Origin of the sequence: Streptomyces sp. NRRL F-5727 (assembly GCF_000719555.1) — a bacterium.
Taxonomy (GTDB): domain Bacteria; phylum Actinomycetota; class Actinomycetes; order Streptomycetales; family Streptomycetaceae; genus Streptomyces.
This window is the reverse complement of sequence record NZ_JOGX01000016.1, coordinates 45,562-65,788: the sequence shown is the minus strand read 5'-3', so window position 1 is coordinate 65,788 and position 20,227 is coordinate 45,562. Positions and strand designations below refer to the sequence as shown.

Sequence of the window (20,227 nt, the reverse complement as noted above, 5' to 3'; positions counted from 1 at the left end):
CAAGTCACCACTTGCCTATCAAGCGGGCGCGCGGCGCCGGGCCTTCCCGTCCCCCTGCCGCTGTCGGACCCGCCGCCTAAGGTGGATCGGGCACCGGCCCACCCTGACGAGGGAGACACCTTTGAGCACGGCCCAGCGGAACGGCGCGGCGCCCTCCGCCCCGCACCTCGCCGACAGTCACGAACTGATCCGCGTGATCGGCGCGCGCGAGAACAACCTCAAGGACGTCAGCGTCGAGATCCCCAAGCGCCGGCTGACGGTCTTCACCGGCGTCTCCGGCTCCGGCAAGAGCTCGCTGGTCTTCGACACGATCGCCGCCGAGTCGCAGCGGCTGATCAACGAGACGTACAGCGCCTTCGTGCAGGGGTTCATGCCGACGCTCGCCCGGCCCGACGTCGACGTGCTCGACGGGCTGACCACCGCGATCATCGTCGACCAGCAGCGGATGGGCGCCGACCCGCGCTCCACCGTCGGCACCGCCACGGACGCCAACGCGATGCTGCGGATCCTCTTCAGCCGGCTCGGCACCCCGCACATCGGCTCGTCGCGGGCCTTCTCCTTCAACGTGCCCTCGGTGAGCGGCGCGGGCGCCGTCACCGTCGAGCGCGCCGGCCGGACGGTGAAGCAGAAGGCCAGCTTCCAGATCACCGGCGGCATGTGCCCCCGCTGCGAGGGCCGGGGCCGGGTGTCGGACATCGACCTGGCCGAGCTGTACGACGACACCAAGTCGCTCGACGAGGGCGCGCTGACCATCCCCGGCTACACGGCGGACAGCTGGTACGGGCGGACGTACCGCCTCTCCGGTCTGCTGGACCCGGCGAAGCCGATCCGGAAGTACACCAAGCGGGAGCTGGACACGCTGCTGTACAAGGAGGCGACCCGGGTCAAGGTCGAGGGTGTCAACGTCACGTACGAGGGCCTGATCCCCAAGCTGCAGAAGTCGTTCCTGGCCAAGGACGTCGAGTCGCTCCAGCCGCACATCCGGGCCTTCGTGGAGCGGGCCACCACCACGCAGGTCTGTCCGGAGTGCGACGGCACCCGGCTCAACGAGGGCGCCCGCTCCTCGAAGATCAAGGGCCTCAGCATCGCCGACGCCTGCGCGATGCAGATCAGCGACCTGGCCGCGTGGGTGCGCGAGCTGGACGATCCTTCGGTGGCGCCGCTGCTCGAGTCGCTGCGCCAGACGCTGGACTCCTTCGTGGAGATCGGCCTCGGCTACCTGGCCCTCGACCGGCCGGCCGGCACCCTGTCGGGCGGTGAGGCGCAGCGGGTCAAGATGATCCGGCACCTCGGCTCGTCGCTCACCGACGTCACCTACGTCTTCGACGAGCCGACCGCGGGGCTGCACCCGCACGACATCCAGCGGATGAACGAACTCCTGCTGCGGCTGCGGGACAAGGGCAACACGGTCCTGGTCGTGGAGCACAAGCCGGAGACGATCGCGATCGCGGACCACGTGGTGGACCTCGGTCCGGGCGCCGGCAGCGGCGGCGGCACGATCTGCTTCGAGGGCACCCTGGACGGGCTGCGCGGCAGCGGCACGGTCACCGGGCGGCATCTGGACGACCGGGCGTCGGTGAAGGCGGAGGTGCGGACGGCGACCGGGGTGCTGCCGATCCGCGGGGCGACCGCGAACAACCTGCGGAAGGTGGACGTCGACCTCCCGCTCGGCGTGCTCGCCGTGGTCACCGGCGTCGCGGGCTCCGGCAAGAGCTCGCTGGTGCACGGTTCGATCCCGGCGGGCGCCGGGGTGATCTCGGTCGACCAGAGCCCGATCCGCGGCTCGCGGCGCAGCAACCCGGCGACGTACACGGGTCTGCTGGACCCGATCCGCAAGGCGTTCGCCAAGGCCAACGGCGTCAAGCCGGCGCTGTTCAGCGCCAATTCGGAGGGCGCCTGCCCGAACTGCAACGGCGCCGGGGTCACGTACACCGATCTGGCGATGATGGCCGGGGTGGCCACCACCTGCGAGGAGTGCGAGGGCCGGCGGTTCCAGGCGGCGGTGCTGGAGTACAAGCTGGGCGGGCGGGACATCAGCGAGGTGCTGGCGATGCCGGTGTCCGAGGCGGAGGAGTACTTCGGCGCGGGCGAGGCCCGCACCCCGGCGGCGCACCGGATCCTGGAGCGGCTCGTGGACGTGGGCCTCGGCTACCTCACGCTGGGGCAGCCGCTCACCACGCTCTCCGGCGGCGAGCGGCAGCGGCTGAAGCTGGCCACGCACATGGGCGACAAGGGCGGGATCTACGTGCTCGACGAGCCGACCACCGGCCTGCACCTGGCCGACGTGGAGCAGCTCCTCGGGCTGCTCGACCGGCTGGTGGACTCGGGCAAGTCGGTGATCGTGGTCGAGCACCACCAGGCCGTGATGGCGCACGCCGACTGGATCGTGGACCTCGGCCCCGGCGCGGGCCACGACGGCGGCCAGATCGTCTTCGAGGGGACCCCGGCCGAGCTGGTCGCCGCGCGGTCCACCCTCACGGGCGAGCACCTGGCGCAGTACGTGGGCGCCTGATCACCGGCCGCCGGCCGCCGGCCCTCCGAGCACCGCGGACGGCGGGAGGAGGGACGGCGGGTCGGTGGCCACCACGGCCGCGACGGCCCCGCGCCCCTCGTCCGTCCACTCGGTGAGGTGGTGTACGGCCTCCGGCCCCGGCGGTCCCGCCTTGAAGCGGGCCTCCGCGCGGACCCAGGCGCGCAGGAGCGCCGGGCCCGGGTCGGCGTGCGCGGCCGCCTCGCGCAGGTCGGCCTCGGACAGCACCCGGCGGAGCACCGACGGGGGGCCGGGGCGGCGGCCGGCCGGTTCGACGTCGACGCCGACCGGGCCCCGGCCGGCCGCCGCGGCGACGAGGCCGTCGGCGTGGCTCAGGCTGATGCCGAGCCCGGGGCGGTCCGGGAGGTACGGGCGGCCGTGCCCGTCCCGGCGGCACTCCGGGCACCGCTGGGCGAGGAGCCCGCTCCCGCCCGGCGGCCGGCCGGTGATCCGGGCGGCGCAGAGCCGGGCGAGGAGGCGGGCCGCCAGGACGTCGTCGCGGCGGGCCGGGACGCGGACGGCGGCGAGGCGGCGGCGCTCCCAGGGGGCGAGGAGGTGGGGTCCGAGGCCGGGGTGGCCGAGGACCTCCCGGGTGGTCGCGACGACCGCGAAGGCGGGGGTCACCCGGTGGGGGTGAGGAAGCGCTTCTGGACGCGGGCGAGGGTGCGGAAGTCGTCGATGGTGACCTCCTGGAGGTCGATCGACGTCCCGGAGATGTCCTCCAGGAGGTCGATGAACTCCAGGAAGTCCATGGAGTCGATGAGCCGGGCCTCGATGAGGTCCTCGTCGGCGTCGATCGGCCCGTCGAGGCCGGGGTTCTTCTCGTGGAGCCAGGCGGCGACGCGTTCCATGGGGTGGTTCTCCTGTCGTTGCGGGCAGGTCATGCGGGGGTGGCGGTGACGGCGCGGAGCCGGTCGAGGGCCTGTTCGGGGCCGCCGTGGGCGAGCAGCATGGCGTGCACCCAGCGCTCGACGCCGAAGGCGACGCAGGCGCTGTAGGCGGGGCCGTGGTCGCCGGCGCGGATGCCGAGGCGTTCGCCGAAGAAGTTGCGGTGGCGGTTGACGGAGGCGATGGCGGTGCCGTCGGGGGCGCTGTACTCGTGCTTGACGGGGTCGAGGGCCATCAGCCGGGCGCGGGAGCCGCCCTTGTCGTAGAAGGGGTCGTCGGCGGTGGCGCGGGTGAGGGCGAGGCCGAGCCGGTCGGCGGTCTCCTGGATGAACGCGCCGCCGCGTTCCAGGTGTTCGAGGGCGCCGTCCTGGGTGCCGAGGTAGACCACCTCGCGCATGTGGAAGCCCCAGAGCCGGCGCAGGCCGTCGTAGTGGGTCTCGTTGCGGAAGCAGCGTCCGGCGGCGGAGATCCGCAGGCCGTCGTCGCCGACGTCGGTGCCCGCCAGGGAGAGCAGCAGCCCGTAGCACGTGGCGGAGGGCAGGACGTAGCCGGTGGGTTCGAGGGGGCGGCCGCCGGGGGCCTGGCCGGCGGCGAGGGCGTCGTACGCGTCGGGGGTGAACCGTGCGGCGGAGACGCCGAGATGGGGGAAGTTGCGGAAGTAGTCGAGGCGGGCGAGGTCGTCCGCGGCGAGCAGCGGAGGGCCGGTCACCTCGGGGGCGGAGAGCCGGGCGGCGAGGCCGGTGAGCAGCGTGTCGAGGCCGCGCAGCAGGGCGGTGTGCGCCGGGTCCAGCGTGATGAGGCCCGGGCCTGGGCTCCGGAGGCCGGGGACGGGCGGGGTCGTGGCGCTGGTTGTGCTCATGGAACCGTTCCCTCTCGGCGTGGGCGGTCGGTCTCGGGCCTGATCCGGCGCGCCGGGCCGGCCGGGGCCCGGGGCGTGGGTCGTGCGGGCGCGGGCCGCCGCCCCGGTACGGGTGCCGGGTGGGACGGGGCCTGGCTCGCGGTCGCCGTCGACCGGGGCGCGGCGGTCGGGCCGGACCGAGGGGTCGGGTCGGTCGCGGCTCCGCGCAGTGGGGACAGTAGGCCAGCCGCCCGAGGGTTGTCTAGACCAAAGATCGTCAGTCCAACTCTCCTCCCCTCGGCCCGAATTCGAGCGGCGACCGACACGCGGGCATACCGACGGGTCACTTGACACCGGCGATGGTCTACACCAATTCTGTCCCTCGTCCCCCGCGGCCCCCCACCGTCGCCAGCTCCGCGTCCCGTCCCGCCGTGCCCCTCCCCCACGCCCGCACGCCGTCCGACCCCATGCCTGGAGGGACCTTGACCACGCCCCCCGCCCCCGCCGCCCCGCGCCGCCCGCGCACCCCGTACCTGCACCGGGCGGCCACCGAGCGCCCGTACTTCAGCACCGACGGCGAGTCCTACCTCGCCGCGACGACCCTGCGCGAGCTGCGGAAGACCCGACCACTGCGGGTGCTCTCCGAGGAGGACTTCGCGCACTGGCAGACGTACGGCTTCGTCGTCGTGCGCGAGGCGATCCCGGCCGCCGCGGCCCGCCGACTGCTCGACTTCGCCTGGGACTTCCAGGGCCTGGACCCCGACCGGCCCGACAGCTGGTACGAGGACCGGCCGTTCCGCTCCGAGCTGGACCAGCAGCTGCACATCTACGGCTTCGTCGAGGCGTACCACCACCAGCTGCTCTGGGACAGCCGTCAGGCCCAGCGCGTCTACGACGCCTTCGTGGACGTCTGGGACTGCGAGGAGCTGTGGGTCACCCTCGACCGGCTCAACCTCAACCCGCCCAACGTCCGCAACCGCGACCGGGCCCTCATCGAACCCACCGACCGGGGCTTCGACATCGAGCTGCACTGGGACATCGACACCACGCTCGGCGTGCCGCCGCAGCGCGTCCAGGGCATCATCGCGCTCAACGACACCAGCCCCGAGACCGGCGGCTTCCAGTGCGACCCGGAGCTCTTCCGCCGCTTCGAGGAGTGGAGGCTCGGCCAGCCCGCCGACCGCGACCCGATCCGCCCGGACCTGGACCGCGCCGAGTACCCGGTCGTCCGCCCCGACCTGCACCCCGGCGACCTGCTGATCTGGAACGGCCTGCTCGCCCACGGGGTCGCCCGCAACTCCTCCGCCGACGGGGTCCGCGCGGTGCAGTACCTGTCGATGATGCCCGCCCTGGAGGAGCACGCGAAGCTGCGCCGCTCCCGCGTCGAGTCCTGGCGCCACCTGCGCACCCCGCGCTGGAACCGCACCCTCGTCGGCGACCCCGTGCTGCACGAGTCCAAGCGCTACCCGACCGCCGAACTCACCCCGCTCGGAGCCCGGTTGCTGGGACTGACCTCCTGGCACGAGGACCCCGCCGACGCGACCGGGCCCGCGACCGAGGCCACCGGGGAGCCCGCGTGCGCCGCGTCTGCCTGACCCTGCCCACCCACCGCGCCTGCCCGGGGACGATCGCGGCGGTCGCCGAGGAAGCCGCCTACGGGGCCCGGGAGTTCGGCGCCGAGGTGCACCTGCTGATCCTGGACTCCTCGGCGCCCGCCGACCTCGCCGCCCACCGGGCCGCGGTGGCCGCCCTGCCGCCGGCGCCCGGGGTCGTCGTCCACCACCTCGACGAGGACCGGCAGCGCGCCTTCCTCCGCGAGGTCCTGGCGGCGGCCGGGCTCGCCACGGCGGACCGGCTGCTCGACCTGCTGCTCCCGGACGCCGTGTCGTACGGCGCCTGCACCAACCGGGCCTTCCTGCTGGCAGAGGCGCTGGGCTGCGCCTCGGTGCACCGCCGCGACTCCGACAGCCGCTACCAACTCCTGGACGGCGCCCCGGTCTTCCCCATCCACCACGAGCTCGCCACCCTCGGCCGACGGGCCGCGGACCTGGCCGGCACGGTCGGCCGCAGCCGGCTCGACCCCGGCTGCGCGGACCGGACGGTCGTCCTGGCCGGCGCGTCCTTCATCGGCGAACTGTCCGTGGACGTCGCGGAGATCCGCGCCCTCGACCCGGAGGTGTACCGCGAGGTCGTCGGCCTGTCGGTGCCCGACGGCTATCCGGAGCTCTGGCGCCGGAACCTGATCGACGAGGCGTTCCGGGGCGCCGGCACCACACCGTTCACCACCGACCTCAGCACCCTGACCCTGGTCAGTCCCACCCGCGTCGACATGTGCAACGTCGCCCTCGGCCGGGAGGTGTACGGCCGCGTGCCGCTCCCCCCGGCCACCGACACGATCGGCACCGACTACTTCCTGCTGCACCTCGTGCGCGCCGCCCGGCTGCCCGGCGTCCTGCACAACCGGCACATCGTCAACTACCACACCGACGAGCGGCGTTCGGACGACGGCTTCCTCGCCTACCAGCTCCGCTTCGCCAAGTACCTGCTGGCCACCGCCCACCTCGACGCGGTGTACGCGGGCCTCGCCGCGGCCGGCGACACCCTCCTCGACCCCGCCGGGCGGGTCGGGCCCGCCGCCGTCGCCGCCCTGGTGCGCGACAGCACCCGGATCGACCCGGCGGGCAACGAGGCCCGTCTCGACGTCCTGGAGCGCTGCTACCGCTCCCTCGGCGGCCGGTACGCCACCGCCGCCGAGCTGTTCGCCGGGCGACGAGCCCGGCTGATCGCCGATGCCCGCGCCGACATGGCCGACTTCGCCCTGCTCGTCGACGTCTGGGGCGCCCTCACCGCGCACGCGAAAGGCACCGCCGTGAACCGTCCGACCGGCCCCCGCCTCCCGTCGGTGACGCCATGACGACCGCCCCCGCGCCGGACGGCGTCACCGCTTCCCGCACCCTCACCGTCCGCTACGCGGGCGGCGGTTCCCGCCGGGGCCCCGTCACCATGGGCCAGGCCAACATGATCCGCTGCATCCTGCGGGACGAGCCCGACAGCATCAACATCCACGACGTGTGGCCGGTCCCCGACGGCACCGGGATGGACCGGGCGCTCGGTGCCCTCGCGGCGCTCACCGCCCGCCACGAGGCGTTGCGCACCACGTTCCCGTACGACGCGGGCGGCGACACCGTCCCCACCGAACAAGTCGTCTCCCCCGAGGGGTCGTTCACCGTCACCGTCCTCGACCACGACGAACTCCCCGAGGACGCCGACGCGTACGCCGAGGCGGTGGCCCGCGCGGCCCGGACCACCCGCTTCCGCCTCGACCTCGACTTCCCGCTGCGGCTGCGGATCCTGGCCCGCGCCGGCCGGCCCGTCCGGGTCGCCCTCGCCGCCAGCCACGCCGTCACCGACGGCAGCGCCCTCGGCGTGCTGCGGGACGAGTGGCTCGCCCTGCTCGCCGGCGAGCCGCTGCCGCCGGTGACCGCGCTCACCCCGCTCGACCTCGCCGCCGAGGAGCACAGCCCGTCCGGCCGCCGCAAGTCCGCGGCCTCGCTGGCCCATTGGGAGCGCATCCTGCGCACCGGACCGCAGGCGATGTTCGCCGAGGACGGCGCCGCCGGCACCGAGACCGACACCCCGGGCCTCACCCTCCGCTCCGCGCGCGGCGCCCGCGCGCTGGCCGCCGCCGCCCGGCGCACCGGAGCGCTGCCCGGCACGGTGCTGCTCACCGCCTGGTGCCTGCTCACCGCCCACCGGGCCGGCCAGTCCGTCTGCGTCGCCGCCGTCCCGACCTCGAACCGCTTCCTGCCGAAGCTGGCCCGCTCGGTCGGCACCCTCTCCCAGGACGCCCTCCTGGACCTCGACGTCCGCGTCCCGTCGTTCGACGCGCTGCTCGCCAAGGCGTGGGGCGCGGCGATGAACGCGTACCGGCACAGCCGCTTCGACGCACTCGACCTGTGGGAGCTGATCGGGCGGGTCACGACCGAGCGCGGCAGCCAGTTCGCGCGCGACGCCGTCTACAACGACATCAGCGCGCTGCCCAGCACGCTCGCCGGAGCGGCCGCCCCGGACCAGGACGCCCCGGAGCTGGAGCTCGCCTGGGGCGAGGCGCAGTCGCTGCCGACACGACTGCTGACCTTCGTGTACGAGACGGAGCCGGTCCTCCGCCTCGCCACCTGGGCCGACCCCGCCCTCTTCCCCCGCGCGGCTGCCGAGGAACTGGTCACGGGCCTGGTCCGGCTCCTGGAGGCCGTCGCCGAGGCCGACGTGCCGCTCGACACCGCCGGGCCGCTGACGGAGGTGACCGGGGTGCGTCCGGTGGTGCGCGGGCCGGAGTGGGCGCGGGTGGACGGCTGCTGGGTCCGCCCCGCCGCCGTCGCCGAGGCGCTGTCCGAGGCGCTGGGCGGGCGACCGGTCGAGGTCGCGGTGGAGGACGCGAGGCTGACCGCGTACATCGGCGTCGGTGAACCGGCCGCGCACTACTCGCATATGACGCCTGATCAGACGCACGCGGCGCTGATGGGGGTGCTGCCGGGGCGTCCCGGGGTGCTGGCGCCGCACCGGTACGTGTTCGTCGAGGGCCCGCCGCGGCAGCCCGCCGCGGCGCAGCGGATTCTCAGGGAAGGGACCGGCCGGTCGAGCCGGGAGATGCCACATGACCACCGATGACACCGCCGCGGCGCAGGGGGCCGGGCCGCTGCCCAGCCCCTGGCGGTCGCGTCGCTTCCGGCTCTTCTTCACCGCGCGCAGCGCCTCGCTGCTCGCCGACGGCATGCTCATGGTGTCCGTGACCACGTCGGTCCTCGGCTCCGGGTTCGGGGCGACCGGCGTGGGCTACGCGCTCGCCGCCTGGATGGCGCCGATCGTGCTGCTCATCCTCTTCGGCGGGGTCCTCGCCGACCGGTTCACCCCGCAGGTGATGATGATCGGCGCGGACGCGGTCCGGGTGGCGGCGATGCTCGTCATGGCCGGGCTGTTCGCCGCGGGCGGCGTACGGCTCTGGCAGATCATGGCCCTGATGGCGGTGAGCGGCGCGGCGACCGCCATGTTCCAGCCGGGCCTGGCGAGCATCGTCCCGCGGGTCGCCGACGACATCCAGCGGGCCAATGCGCTGCTGCGGATCTCCGAGTCGATGGCCACCCTCATCGGGCCCGGCCTGGCCGGGTTCCTGGTGGCGTACGGGGACCGGGCCGTGTCGTTCCTGGTGATCGCGGTGGCGTACGCCGTCAGCGCCGGCGGTCTGCTGCCGCTGCGGGGGCTCGCCTCGGAGCGGGACGAGAGCGACGATCCGATGTGGCGACGGCTCGCCACCGGCTGGCACGAGTTCCGGTCCCGGTCCTGGCTGTGGGGCGTCATCTCGCTGTGGGCGGTGTACGGCCTCTTCGTCTTCGGCCCGTCGCTGCCGCTGGGCGCGGCGCTGCTCACCGAGCAGCACGGCGCCACCGGGTACGGCTGGATCGCCTCGGCCGACGGTCTGGGCACGATCGTCGGCGGTCTGCTCGGCATGCGGGTCCGGCCGCGCCGGCCGCTGGTCGCGGGCGTGGGCGCGATGTTCTTCTTCGCCCTCAACCCGCTGGCGCCGGCCCTGGGCTGGAACTTCGCCGTCACGGCCGCCACGGGCATGGTCGCCGGCTGCGGCTTCGCCTTCTGGGGCGTGATGTGGGCGACGAGCGTGCAGTCCCATGTGCCGCTGGCCGTGCTGAGCCGGGTCTCGGCGTACGACATCGCCGGCTCGATCATGGTGATCCCGCTGGGCCGCGCCCTGGCCGGCCCGGTGGCGGACGACTTCGGCGCGGACCGGGTCCTGCAGTTCTCCTCGGCGATCTCGTTCCTGCTGCTCGCCGCGATGCTCTGCGTCCCCGCCATCCGCCGTCTGGAGCGCCGTGACCGCCCGGTCCCGGACGCGCCGCTCCTCCGGGACCAGCGGCCCGCGACGGCGGAGACGACGGCGCCGTGACCTCGGCGGGCCCGGCCGGACGGCTGTCCGGCCGGGCCCTGTGGGTCACTCCCAGTCGTCCCAGGACGGCTCCGTCTCGTCCTCGCCGAAGAAGAGCGGCTCGTCCTCGGGTGCCGAGGCCGCGGCGGGGCGGGGCGCCGGCTTGCCCGCCGACGCCGGGGCCGGCGCCGGGGCCGGCGGGGTGGCGACCGAGCGGGCCGCCCGGTGGTCCGCCGCCTCGGCGACCGCGCGGGCCGGGGGGGCGGCCGGGGGCACGCCCGCGGTGCCGGCGCTCTCGGCCAGGGCCTCCAGCAGGCCCTCGCCGTACTTGGCGAGCTTGGCCTCGCCGACGCCGCCGACCGTGCCGAGCTCGGCGACGGTCGTGGGGAGCGTCGTCGCGATCTCCCGCAGCGTCGCGTCGTGGAAGACGACGTACGCGGGTACGCCCTGCTCGCGGGCGGTCGCCGCGCGCCACGCGCGCAGGGCCTCGAAGACGGGCACGGCCTCGGCGGGCAGGTCGACCGGGACGCGGGCCTTGCCGGAGCGGCCGCCGCTCTCCTTGCGGGGCGCCGCGGCCTTGGCGGCCTCCTTGCGCAGCGGGACCTGGCGCCGGCCGCCGAGGACCTCGCCGCTGGCCTCGGTGAGGACGAGGGTGCCGTAGTCGCCCTCCACGGCGAGCAGCCCCAGGGCGAGGAGCTGGCGCACGACGCCCCGCCACTCGGCCGTGCCGAGGTCCGCGCCGATGCCGAAGACGGAGAGGCTGTCGTGGTCGAACTGGATGACCTTGGCGGTCTTCTTGCCCTGGAGGATGTCGATGATCTGGCCGGCGCCGAACTTCTGGCGCCGCTCGCGGGCCAGCCGCCAGACGGTGGAGAGCAGCTTCTGCGCGGCGACCGTGCCGTCCCACGACTCGGCCGGGGTCAGACAGGTGTCGCAGTTCCCGCAGGGCCCGGACTCCTGGCCGAAGTAGGCGAGCAGGCGGACGCGCCGGCACTCGACGGTCTCGCAGAGGGCGAGCATCGCCTCCAGGTGGGCGGCGAGGACGCGCCGGTGCCGCTCGTCGCCCTCGGAGCCGTCGATCATCTTGCGCTGCTGGACGACGTCCTGCAGGCCGTACGCGAGCCAGGCGGTGGCGGGCTCGCCGTCACGGCCCGCGCGGCCGGTCTCCTGGTAGTAGCCCTCGACGGACTTGGGCAGGTCGAGGTGGGCGACGAAGCGGACGTCGGGCTTGTCGATGCCCATGCCGAAGGCGATGGTCGCGACGACCACGACGCCGTCCTCGCGCAGGAACCGCGCCTGGTTGGCGGCGCGCGCGGCGGCGTCCATGCCCGCGTGGTACGGGATGGCGTCGATGCCGTGCTCGGCGAGGAAGGCGGCGGTCTTCTCCACGGAGGAGCGCGACAGGCAGTAGACGACTCCGGCGTCCCCGGCGTGCTCGGTGCGGATGAGGTCGAGGAGCTGCCGGGTCGCGCTGTTCTTGGCGACGATCCGGTACTGGATGTTGGGCCGGTCGAAGCTGGCGACGAAGTGCCGGGCCTCCTCCAGGCCCAGGCGGGTCGCGATCTCGCCGTGGGTGGCCTCGGTGGCCGTCGCGGTCAGTGCGATCCGCGGCACCTTGGGCCAGCGCTCGTGGAGCATGGAGAGCGCGAGGTAGTCGGGCCGGAAGTCGTGGCCCCACTGGGAGACGCAGTGCGCCTCGTCGATCGCGAAGACGGAGACCGTGCCCCGGTCGAGCAGCCGCTGGGCGCCCTCGGTGCGCAGCCGCTCGGGGGCCAGGTAGAGGAGGTCGAGCTCGCCGGCGAGGAACGCCTGCTCGACGGTCTGCCGCTCGTACGGGTCCTGCGTCGAGTTCAGGAAGCCGGCCCGGACTCCGAGCGCGTTCAGCGCGTCCACCTGGTCCTGCATGAGGGCGATCAGCGGCGAGATCACCACGCCCGTGCCGGGCCGCACCAGTGCCGGGATCTGGTAGCACAGCGACTTGCCGCCGCCGGTCGGCATGAGCACGAGGGCGTCCCCGCCGGCCACGACGTGCTCGATGATCTCCTGCTGCTCGCCCCGGAAGGAGCTGTAGCCGAAGACCCGGTGGAGCACCTCCAGGGCGTCGGAGGTTCCGTCGGGGCTCGGGGCGGGCGAGGAGTCGGAAGAAGCGTCGATGAGGGCCACCCGAAAAGCCTAGCCGCCCGGACCCGCCCGCCGGGCCGCCCGCCGCAGCCTGTGGACAACTCTCGGTGACGGGCGCGGCGGGCCCCCTCCGGCGGGACAGCGGGACCCCCGGCCTCGATACTGGGGAGGAACCCCTCCTCCCCGAGAGAGGAACCGGCTCATGGCCCGGAACACCACGAAGAAGCCGCACGATCCGGCGACGGTGACGGTCAAGGGGCGGGACATGCGGCTGCGGACCATCGGATTCCTCCTGGTCGCCGCGCTCGCCGTCTGGTTCATCGCCGTCAACACCGGCTCCGTCACCATCCGGCTCTGGATCCCGACGGTCACGCTCCCGCTCTGGATCGTCCTCACGGTCACGCTGCTCGTCGGCATCGTCCTGGGCCTCTTCCTCGCCCGCCGCCGCGCCCAGCGCTGACGACGCCCGGGCAGGGGTCCGGAGCCTCCCTAGGAGGTGGCGGACCCGCGGGAGGCGGCGGGCTCGCGGGCGAGGAGTTCGAGCAGTCCTGCGATCTCGTGGCCGGCCTCGGCGGGGTGCCGGAAGGGGGCTTCCGGGTTGACGCGGTAGCGGTTGCGGCGGCCGTCGGCCGCCCGGCCTCTGACCAGGTATCCCCCCTCCTCGAGGTCGGCGACGATCCCCTGGACGGTCCGTTCGGTCACTCCGCAGCGGGCGGCCACGTCCCGGAGCCGTGCTTCGGGATCGCGGGCGACGGCGAGGAGTACGCGCGCGTGGTTGGTCAGGAAGGTCCAGCCCGCCGGACCATCTCCGTTTGCTGCCATATAGTCCCCTTGCCCCGGTTCGCACGGGATCACACGCAATCCATTTCATGTAAATCTTGACGCATTTCCCCAGAAAGCGGACACTCGGGGTGAGGCGTCCTCGTGACGACCGAACCCACCGGAGCATGCCATGAGCCGCGAACTCGTCCACCAGGTCCAGATCGTGCTCGCCGATGCCGGTTTCGGTCCGGGCAGTGGCATCAGCACCCAGAGCGACGGCGTGGCCGTCATCGTCGCCTGGCACCCTGACCGTCTCATCCGCCCCACGATCGCAGCGCACGCGTCCGACCCGGACGTCCATGCCGCCGCCGAGATACCGGGCATCCGCACCGCGCTGGAGCAGGCGCTGACCAGCGTCTTCCAGGCCGCCGGCCTCAGCCCGCTCACCCAGCCCGAGGGCATCATCCGGGTGACGGCCACCCCCGTCGGCTGAGCCGGAGCCGCCCGCGGCCGCCGGTGGCGTCAGGCCGTCCGGGGAGGGAGAACCCGCTTGACGCCGAGCAGCACGCGGTACCGCTCGCGCGCCGCGAAGTCCTCCGGCCGCCAGACCACCGGCCGCCCCACCTCCGCGCAGAGGTGGAGGATCCCGCCGTCGCCCGCGTCCACCCCGACGTGGGCGCCGTAGGCGTCGTCGGTGGCGTTGTACAGGAGCAGGTCGAGGGGGCGGGCGGCCGGCACGCGGACGGTGGACTCCGTGTCCTCCCACAGTTCCGACGAGCGCAGCTCCGGAGGGGTCAGGCCGAAGTGCCGGAGCACCTCGTACGCGAACAACTGGCAGTTGGCGCCCGCCGCGAGCCCCGGCCGGGCGGCCACGGCGGCGGCGCCGGGGAAACGCGAGCCGTCGTAGCGGACGGTCCAGAACCCCGCCGGCAGACGGGAGATGATCGACTCCATCCCCCCATCATCCCCGGACGGGGACGCGGACGTGATTTCCGATGCGGATTGCGTCGACGAGTCGGTGGTGAAAGCCTCTCGTGTCATTCCGGTCCCACCCTTCCCATACGACTCGGAAGTCCCGACCGAGCAATCCCCGTGACATCTTCACGGAATGGCCACCGCGTGATGATCAGTCGGTCCGCACGCCTTCTCAGCGACGTCGCGGCCGCCCTAAGATTGCCCCGCGCTTCGCCGTTCGTCATCGGATCCGTGACTCTCATGGAATGGGGTGACCCATGCCTCCTCGGCTTGTCGGCCATCAAGGTTCCCTGGCTGGACAGCAGTTCCCCATCGGCACCACACCGGTAACCCTGGGTCGCAACGGCGACAACAGCATAGTGATAGTCGGCGAGAACGTCTCACGCTTTCACGCCGAAGTGCGCCGCGAGGGCCATGGATTCGTGCTGTACGACAGCGGCAGCAGTAATGGGACGCGTATCAACGGGACGCGCGTGACCTCGCACGAACTGCAGCCCGGAGATCTCATCGAGATCGGTGCCGAGACGTTCCGGTTCGAGGCGGCCGACGCGATGGAGACCATCCTCGACCTCTCCGTCCTGCGCCCGCTCGGCCCCTCGTCCCGGGCGACCCTGGCGGCGGGACCGGTCCTCGAGGTCACCGTCTCGGGCGGCGGCCCCGTCGGCCTGAGCTTCGCCCTGCTCCTGGAACACCTGATGGGCCGCCGCGTCGCCATCACCGTCTACGACGGCCGCTGGACCCAGGACGGGCCGAGGGTGGTGTGGAAGGGCGAGAGCGAGGGCAACGTCCGCCGGCAGCAGGTCGTCACGGTGCAGAGCCGCCAGTACCTGAACCTCCCCGAGGAGGTGCAGCAACGGCTCTTCCGCGGCGACGCGTTCACCGAGATGTGGCCGGTCGGCCCCGACTCGGTCCGCGGCCACAGCCCGCGGAACCTCCGGATCGCCTACATCGAGGACACACTCCTCGACCTCGCGAACGAGAAGCCGGACCGTATCCGGCTGGTCCCCTCCGCATTCGACCCGGCCGAGCACCAGAATTCCGGGGCGAGGCCGCATGTGCTCGCCATCTGCGAGGGCGGCAGGTCCCGTACCCGGGAGTATTTCGGCGACAGGTTCGGCAGCGCCGACAAGTCGATCTACTCGCTGCACGGCGAGCACATTCAGGACGTGGTCCTCGGCCTGCGCGTGAAGTCGAATCTCACGGATCCCATGACGGTGCTGCTGACCGTCGCCCAGAACCGTTTTCTCCTCAACGCCCTGCGCGGCGAGGGATTCCTGAACATGCGGCTCACCGACGCCGAGGCCGCGGAAGTCGTCGGCATCGATCCGGTGCGGCACGTCTTCGAGGAGTGCATCGCCTCCCGGCCGTGCGTGATGGGGCGCGACGACCACGGCGATTTCCAGTGCTCGACGCACAGCACGCTCTTCCTGCCCGCCATGGTCCGGGGTTCGGCGCTGTGGCGGCGGGTGCTGGAGGGACTGGCGCTGTTCGGCGTCGCCGAGCGGGACCTGAGCGCCGTTACCGCCTTCCGGCTCGACATGGTGCAGCGGCCCCGGTTCACCACCCGGCTGCACTCGGCCACGTCGACGTCCCCGGGGACGTACGGCTTCCTCCTCGGCGACGCCGCCAACGCCATCCACTTCTGGCCCGGCCGCGGGCTCAACAGCGGTCTGGGCTCGGCGATCTCGCTGGCCCGGTCCCTCGACGGGGCCTGGACGGGCCGGCCGTTCCGCGACGCCGACTTCGCGCGCCACGAGGCGGCGATGTCGATGCTCCAGTACCGGCACAAGAGCCGCGCCTGGAACACGATGATCACCACGGACGAGAACGGCGTCAGCCGCCCGATCAAGGAGAAGATCGCCCAGAGCATCGCGGAGTGGGAGGGGAAGGACCTCGACCGGGACGCGGACGTCGACGCCCTGATGGAACGGCTGCGCTCGATCCGCGACCGCCTGTCGTCCCGCCTCCCCGGCATGCCCGACGACGCGACCCTCCGCGACCACCTGCGGTCGCTGGACTCGTCGACCCTGCGCACGCTGTGGGAGAGCGGCGCGTGGGACACCCTGATCGTCGGCGGCGAGGAGGTCGACATCGACATCTTCTACCGCCAGGACCCGCCGTCCACCGCGCCGAGGACCCCGGCCGCCTCCTGACCGCGCGGAAGGCGGCCGGCCCCGTCAGGGCCGGTGGCGCAGCGCCCCCGGCCACCACACCGCCGGTCCGATGTCCCGGACGAGCGCCGGAACCAGCAGGGACCGCACGACGAGCGTGTCGAGCAGGACGCCGAACGCGACGATGAACGCGATCTGCACCAGGAACGCCAGCGGGATGACACCGAGCGCGGCGAACGTGGCCGCCAGTACGACACCGGCCGAGGTGATGACCCCGCCGGTGGCGATCAGGCCCCTGCGGACGCCCTCACGGGTGCCGTGCAGCTCCGTCTCCTCCCGCACGCGCGACATGAGGAAGATGTTGTAGTCGACGCCGAGGGCGACCAGGAAGACGAAGCCGTACAGGGGTACCGCCGAGTCGGTGCCGGTGAATCCGAAGACGTGCTCGAAGACCAGGGAGGCGACCCCGAGCGTGGCCACGAAGTTGAGCGCCACCGTGGCCACCAGGAGCAGCGGCAGCAGCAGCGAGCGCAGCAGGCCGACGAGGATCACCAGGATGATCGCGAGCACGACCGGGATGATCAGCTGCCGGTCCCGCTCGGCGGTGAGGCGGGTGTCGTACTGCTGGGCGGTGTAACCGCCGACCAGGGCGTCGGCTCCGGGCACGGCGTGCAGGGTGCTCCGCAGCCGGGCCACGGTCTCCTTGGCGGCGTCGGAGTCCGCCGCGTCCGCGAGCGTGACGTCGATGCGGACGCGGCCGCCGGCGACGACCGGCTCCGTGGTGCCGGGGACGCTGTACACGGCGGCGGAGTCGGCACCGTCGACGCCCTCGGCGGCGGTGCGCACCCGCTCGGCGGCCCCGGCGTCGGCGATGACGACGACGGGGTTGCCGGCGCCGCCGGGGAAGTGCTCGCCGAGCCGCGCCTGGGCGGCGACGGAGGGAGCGTCCTTGACGAAGATCTCGTCGAGCGGGACGCCCTTCGAGTCGAGCGAGAAGGAGAAGGCCGCGCAGGCGAGGAGGGCGACGAGGGAGCTCGCCCAGACCCTGCGCGGCGCACGGTCGACGAGCCCCGCGACCTTGCGCCAGACGGGGTGCGCCTCGCTCCCGGCCGCCGCCTTGGGCCGGGCCGGCCAGTACGCGGCCGGTCCGAGCAGCACCAGCACGGCGGGGAGGAAGGTCACGGCGCTGAGGACGGCGCAGACGATGCCGATGGCCCCGACGGGGCCGAGGGCCCGGTTGTTGGTGAGGTCGCTGAACAGCAGGGCGAGCAGGCCGAGCGCGACCGTGGCGGCGCTGGCCACGATCGGGCCGAAGGACTGCCGGAGCGCGGCGCGCATGGCCGGGATCCGGTCGCCTTCGCGCGCGCCGAGCTCCTCGCGGTAGCGGGCGGCGAGCAGCAGGGCGTAGTCCGTCGCCGCGCCGATGACGAGGATGGACAGGATGCCCTGGACCTGGCCGTCGACCCGCACGACGTCGTGGTCCGCCAGGACGTACACGACGGCACAGGCGAGACCGAGGGCGAACACCGCGCCCAGGATGATCATCAGCGGGAGCAGCAGGCTGCGGTAGACCAGGAGCAGGATGACCAGGACCGTCACCAGGGCGACGACGAGGAGCAGGCCGTCGATGCCCGCGAAGGCGTCACCGAGGTCCGCCTGGGTGGCCGCGGGACCGGCCAGCCAGGTCTCGGTGGCCGGTACGGCGGCGGCCGCGGTGTCGATCTTCCCGAGCACCGTGGGCAGTTCGTCGGCGAGGTCCGGGCGGAGCTGAACGATTCCCCGCAGGGCTTCGCCGTCCGATGAGGGAATCGCCGGGGACGGCGTGCCGACGACGCCGTCGACGTCCTTGAGCGACGCGAGCGCCGCCGTGGCGGCTTCCCGCGCCGACGGGTCGAGGGCCCCGCCGTCCTCGGCGGTCCAGACGACCAGGGCGGGAAGGCTCTCCTCCTGGCGGAACGCCTCCTGCGCCTGCAACACCCGCGTCGACTCCGCGCTGCGGGGCAGGAAGGCGGCCTGGTCGTTGGTCGACACCTCGCCGAGCTTGCCCGCGTAGGGTCCTAGCCCGCCTCCGACGGCCAGCCAGACGACAAGGACCAGGAGCGGCAGCAGCCTGCTCGCCCACCGTGCGGGTGCGGACATGAAGACCCCAAGCTTCTCTCGATGATTAATAATCTCAATAATCAAGAGATAGTGAATCACGTCGGGAGTCACGGAGAACAGTCGGGCCGGGCGGGACGGTCGACCGCGGTGACGTCCTGTCTTCGCCCCGTCGGCGCCGAACGGATGCGGACGGGGACGGGAAGGACCGGACGCCGCCGGGAACGTCTGACGGGCCTCGGGAAAAGGGGTCCCGACGCGGGCGACTCCCCGTGGGCACGGTCACCACGGGTCGGCGAGGAGGGACGGCGGAGGGAGCCCGCACACAGCGGCGCGGTCTCCGGGCGCGGCTCAGCGGCGCGGTCTCCGGGCGCGGGTCAGCGGCGCGGTCTCCGAGCGCGGGTCAGCGGCGCGGGTCAGCCGCGCGGCGGAACCCGCAGCTCGCCGAGTTCGTCGTTCAACGCGTCCAGGTACCGCAGGACGACCGCGAGTTCGTCGTCGCTGAACCGGCCGCTCGCACGGTCGGCCGCCTGCGCGAGCGGCATGAAATAGGCCCGGGCCACCGGCCGCGCGCCCTCCGCGTAGTGGATGTGGACCACCCTGCGGTCGTCGTCCGCCCTGCTGCGCCGGATGTGGCCCGCCTTCTCCAGCCTGTCGAGGCACGCGGTCACGGCACCGGAGGTCAGACCGAGGTGCTCCCTGAGCAGCCCGGGGGTGGTCGCGCCGGGACTGTCCATCACGAACGAGAGGGCGTGGACGTCGGTCGGGTGGAGTCTCTGCTCCTGGGCGAAGCCGTGGACCAGACGGTTCATCTCGCCGAGCATCCGCCGCAGGGCCACGCCGAACCTCTGCCGGGCACCGCTGTCCACGGCCCTGGCCGCACCCGGCTCGACGTTCCCTTCGTTCACCGGACAAGCCTATGCCGCGGCCCGGCCGGGCGGCGCATCACCCCACCCTTCGCTCCTCCCCACGTCACGTTCTGCCTGGGATCGTCCCCGCGGTCGCCACACGGCGTCCCGCCGCCGGAGCGGGCAGCCGTGCGCCGCGCCCCCTTTTCGCTTCAGCCCCTCTCGGCAGGAGACCGTGTGTGAACGGCTTCGTCCCTTCGTCCCCTCGACCGGTCCTGGACCTCCCCACCCGGGCTTCATGTCCCGGCACGCCTGCCCGCGGCCGGCCCACGACCAGGGCCTGTCAGCGAGAACCGCCGACCGGTCGGTCAGCTCGTCGCCCGGACCGCGGCCCTGATCAGGTCGGCGACCCTCGTGGGCTCGGACAGGGCGACGGCGTGTGAGGCGCCCGGGAGTTCGACGACGACGGCTCCGGCGCGTGCGGCGCCGAAGCGCTGGACCTCGGGGCCGATCGTGCGGTCCGCCCCGGCCACCAGAGCCCAGGACGGTTTCGTACGCCACGCCGCCACGGCCACGGTCTCGGTGAACGCCGCCGCGGCGAGCGGGCGCTGGGTCGCCGCCAGGGCGCCGGCGACTTCCTCGGCCACGTCCGCCGCGAAGACGGAGGGGAACGCCGCCTCCTCGATGGTGACCTCGACCGCCTGGGCGCCGTCGTGGAGCGGGTAGGTCCACTCCTTCAGGCTGCCCGCCACCGGGGGATCGGGGAAGCCCCCCTGGAGCCGGCCGAGGCTCTCGCCCTCATGGGGTATGTAGGCGGCCACGTAGACGAGGCCCACGACGTTCTCCGCGGCGCCCGCGACGGTGATCAGCGCACCTCCGTACGCGTGGCCGACGAGTACGGCCGGACCCTCGACCTGCGTCAGGACGGAGGCGAGGTGGGCGGCGTCCGACAGCAGGCCCCGGAGCGGGTTCGGCGGGGCGATCACCGGGATGCCGCTGCTCCGCAGTTCCGCGACGACGCCTATCCAGCCGGTCGCGTCGGCGAAGGCACCGTGCACGAGGACGACGGTGGGAGGGGACATGCGAGTTCTCTTCTCGGTGTCGGGCATGACGGCGCACACG

Annotated in this window: 17 protein-coding genes; 8 read left to right on the top strand and 9 right to left on the bottom strand. The window is 73.4% G+C overall.

Annotated elements, in window-relative coordinates:
• Positions 1–121: 121 nt before the first annotated feature.
• Positions 122–2,512: an ATP-binding cassette domain-containing protein gene (locus tag IF73_RS0114350; RefSeq protein ID WP_031007505.1), complete on the top strand. Its 2,391-nt coding sequence runs from the start codon at positions 122–124 to the stop codon at positions 2,510–2,512.
• Here IF73_RS0114350 and IF73_RS0114345 read toward each other — a convergent pair whose 3' ends face one another.
• From IF73_RS0114345 to IF73_RS0114335, 3 genes are read right to left on the bottom strand one after another with little or no spacing between them, the layout of a single operon-like run.
• Positions 2,513–3,154, bottom strand: a complete 642-nt coding sequence (locus IF73_RS0114345) for a 4'-phosphopantetheinyl transferase family protein (RefSeq protein ID WP_051716777.1) — start codon at positions 3,152–3,154, stop codon at positions 2,513–2,515. It lies immediately after the preceding gene.
• Positions 3,151–3,381, bottom strand: a complete 231-nt coding sequence (locus IF73_RS0114340) for an acetylxylan esterase (protein ID WP_031007501.1) — start codon at positions 3,379–3,381, stop codon at positions 3,151–3,153. Before IF73_RS0114340 ends, IF73_RS0114345 begins: the two co-directional genes overlap by 4 nt.
• Before the next feature lie 29 nt (positions 3,382–3,410).
• The gene (locus IF73_RS0114335; RefSeq protein WP_031007499.1) at positions 3,411–4,277 is read right to left on the bottom strand and encodes a hypothetical protein; all 867 of its coding nucleotides are present in this window, start codon (positions 4,275–4,277) and stop codon (positions 3,411–3,413) included.
• Positions 4,278–4,723: 446 nt separating this feature from the next.
• Between IF73_RS0114335 and IF73_RS0114330 the strand changes: the two genes are divergently transcribed.
• From IF73_RS0114330 to IF73_RS0114315, 4 genes are read left to right on the top strand one after another with little or no spacing between them, the layout of a single operon-like run.
• The gene (locus tag IF73_RS0114330) at positions 4,724–5,851 is read left to right on the top strand and encodes a phytanoyl-CoA dioxygenase family protein (RefSeq protein WP_051716776.1); all 1,128 of its coding nucleotides are present in this window, start codon (positions 4,724–4,726) and stop codon (positions 5,849–5,851) included.
• Positions 5,833–7,170, top strand: coding sequence for a DUF6271 family protein (locus IF73_RS0114325; RefSeq protein WP_031007495.1), 1,338 nt, complete (start codon positions 5,833–5,835; stop codon positions 7,168–7,170). Before IF73_RS0114330 ends, IF73_RS0114325 begins: the two co-directional genes overlap by 19 nt.
• Positions 7,167–8,924 (top strand): condensation domain-containing protein, encoded by a 1,758-nt coding sequence (locus IF73_RS0114320; protein WP_031007493.1) that lies wholly within the window; start codon positions 7,167–7,169, stop codon positions 8,922–8,924. The genes IF73_RS0114325 and IF73_RS0114320 overlap by 4 nt, the downstream gene beginning before the upstream one ends.
• Positions 8,911–10,212 (top strand): MFS transporter, encoded by a 1,302-nt coding sequence (locus tag IF73_RS0114315; RefSeq protein WP_078868057.1) that lies wholly within the window; start codon positions 8,911–8,913, stop codon positions 10,210–10,212. The genes IF73_RS0114320 and IF73_RS0114315 overlap by 14 nt, the downstream gene beginning before the upstream one ends.
• A gap of 45 nt (positions 10,213–10,257) precedes the next feature.
• Here IF73_RS0114315 and recQ read toward each other — a convergent pair whose 3' ends face one another.
• Positions 10,258–12,345: a DNA helicase RecQ gene (gene recQ / locus IF73_RS0114310; protein WP_107049249.1), complete on the bottom strand. Its 2,088-nt coding sequence runs from the start codon at positions 12,343–12,345 to the stop codon at positions 10,258–10,260.
• 169 nt (positions 12,346–12,514) lie between these two features.
• On the opposite strand from recQ, the gene IF73_RS0114305 reads away from it, so the two are divergent.
• Positions 12,515–12,772, top strand: coding sequence for a lipopolysaccharide assembly protein LapA domain-containing protein (locus tag IF73_RS0114305; protein WP_051716774.1), 258 nt, complete (start codon positions 12,515–12,517; stop codon positions 12,770–12,772).
• A gap of 29 nt (positions 12,773–12,801) precedes the next feature.
• Here IF73_RS0114305 and IF73_RS0114300 read toward each other — a convergent pair whose 3' ends face one another.
• A complete protein-coding gene (locus IF73_RS0114300) occupies positions 12,802–13,134 on the bottom strand; it encodes a helix-turn-helix transcriptional regulator (protein ID WP_031007484.1) in 333 nt (110 codons plus the stop codon).
• A gap of 130 nt (positions 13,135–13,264) precedes the next feature.
• On the opposite strand from IF73_RS0114300, the gene IF73_RS0114295 reads away from it, so the two are divergent.
• Complete coding sequence (locus IF73_RS0114295) at positions 13,265–13,567, top strand: hypothetical protein (protein ID WP_031007482.1); 303 nt, start codon at positions 13,265–13,267, stop codon at positions 13,565–13,567.
• 29 nt (positions 13,568–13,596) lie between these two features.
• Here IF73_RS0114295 and IF73_RS0114290 read toward each other — a convergent pair whose 3' ends face one another.
• A complete protein-coding gene (locus tag IF73_RS0114290; RefSeq protein ID WP_031007480.1) occupies positions 13,597–14,028 on the bottom strand; it encodes a hypothetical protein in 432 nt (143 codons plus the stop codon).
• Between the two features lie 278 nt (positions 14,029–14,306).
• Here IF73_RS0114290 and IF73_RS0114285 point away from each other — a divergent pair, with 278 nt between their 5' ends.
• Positions 14,307–16,202, top strand: coding sequence for an FHA domain-containing protein (locus IF73_RS0114285; RefSeq protein WP_031007478.1), 1,896 nt, complete (start codon positions 14,307–14,309; stop codon positions 16,200–16,202).
• 24 nt (positions 16,203–16,226) lie between these two features.
• Here the strand turns inward: IF73_RS0114285 and IF73_RS0114280 are convergent, their stop codons facing one another.
• The 3 genes from IF73_RS0114280 to IF73_RS0114270 form a co-directional block, all read right to left on the bottom strand.
• Complete coding sequence (locus IF73_RS0114280; RefSeq protein ID WP_031007475.1) at positions 16,227–18,299, bottom strand: MMPL family transporter; 2,073 nt, start codon at positions 18,297–18,299, stop codon at positions 16,227–16,229.
• A 374-nt stretch (positions 18,300–18,673) separates the two neighbouring features.
• Positions 18,674–19,165 (bottom strand): MarR family winged helix-turn-helix transcriptional regulator, encoded by a 492-nt coding sequence (locus IF73_RS0114275; RefSeq protein ID WP_031007473.1) that lies wholly within the window; start codon positions 19,163–19,165, stop codon positions 18,674–18,676.
• 308 nt (positions 19,166–19,473) lie between these two features.
• On the bottom strand, positions 19,474–20,187 hold the full coding sequence (locus IF73_RS0114270; RefSeq protein WP_031007471.1) for an alpha/beta fold hydrolase: 714 nt from the start codon (positions 20,185–20,187) through the stop codon (positions 19,474–19,476).
• Between the last annotated feature and the right edge of the window lie 40 nt (positions 20,188–20,227).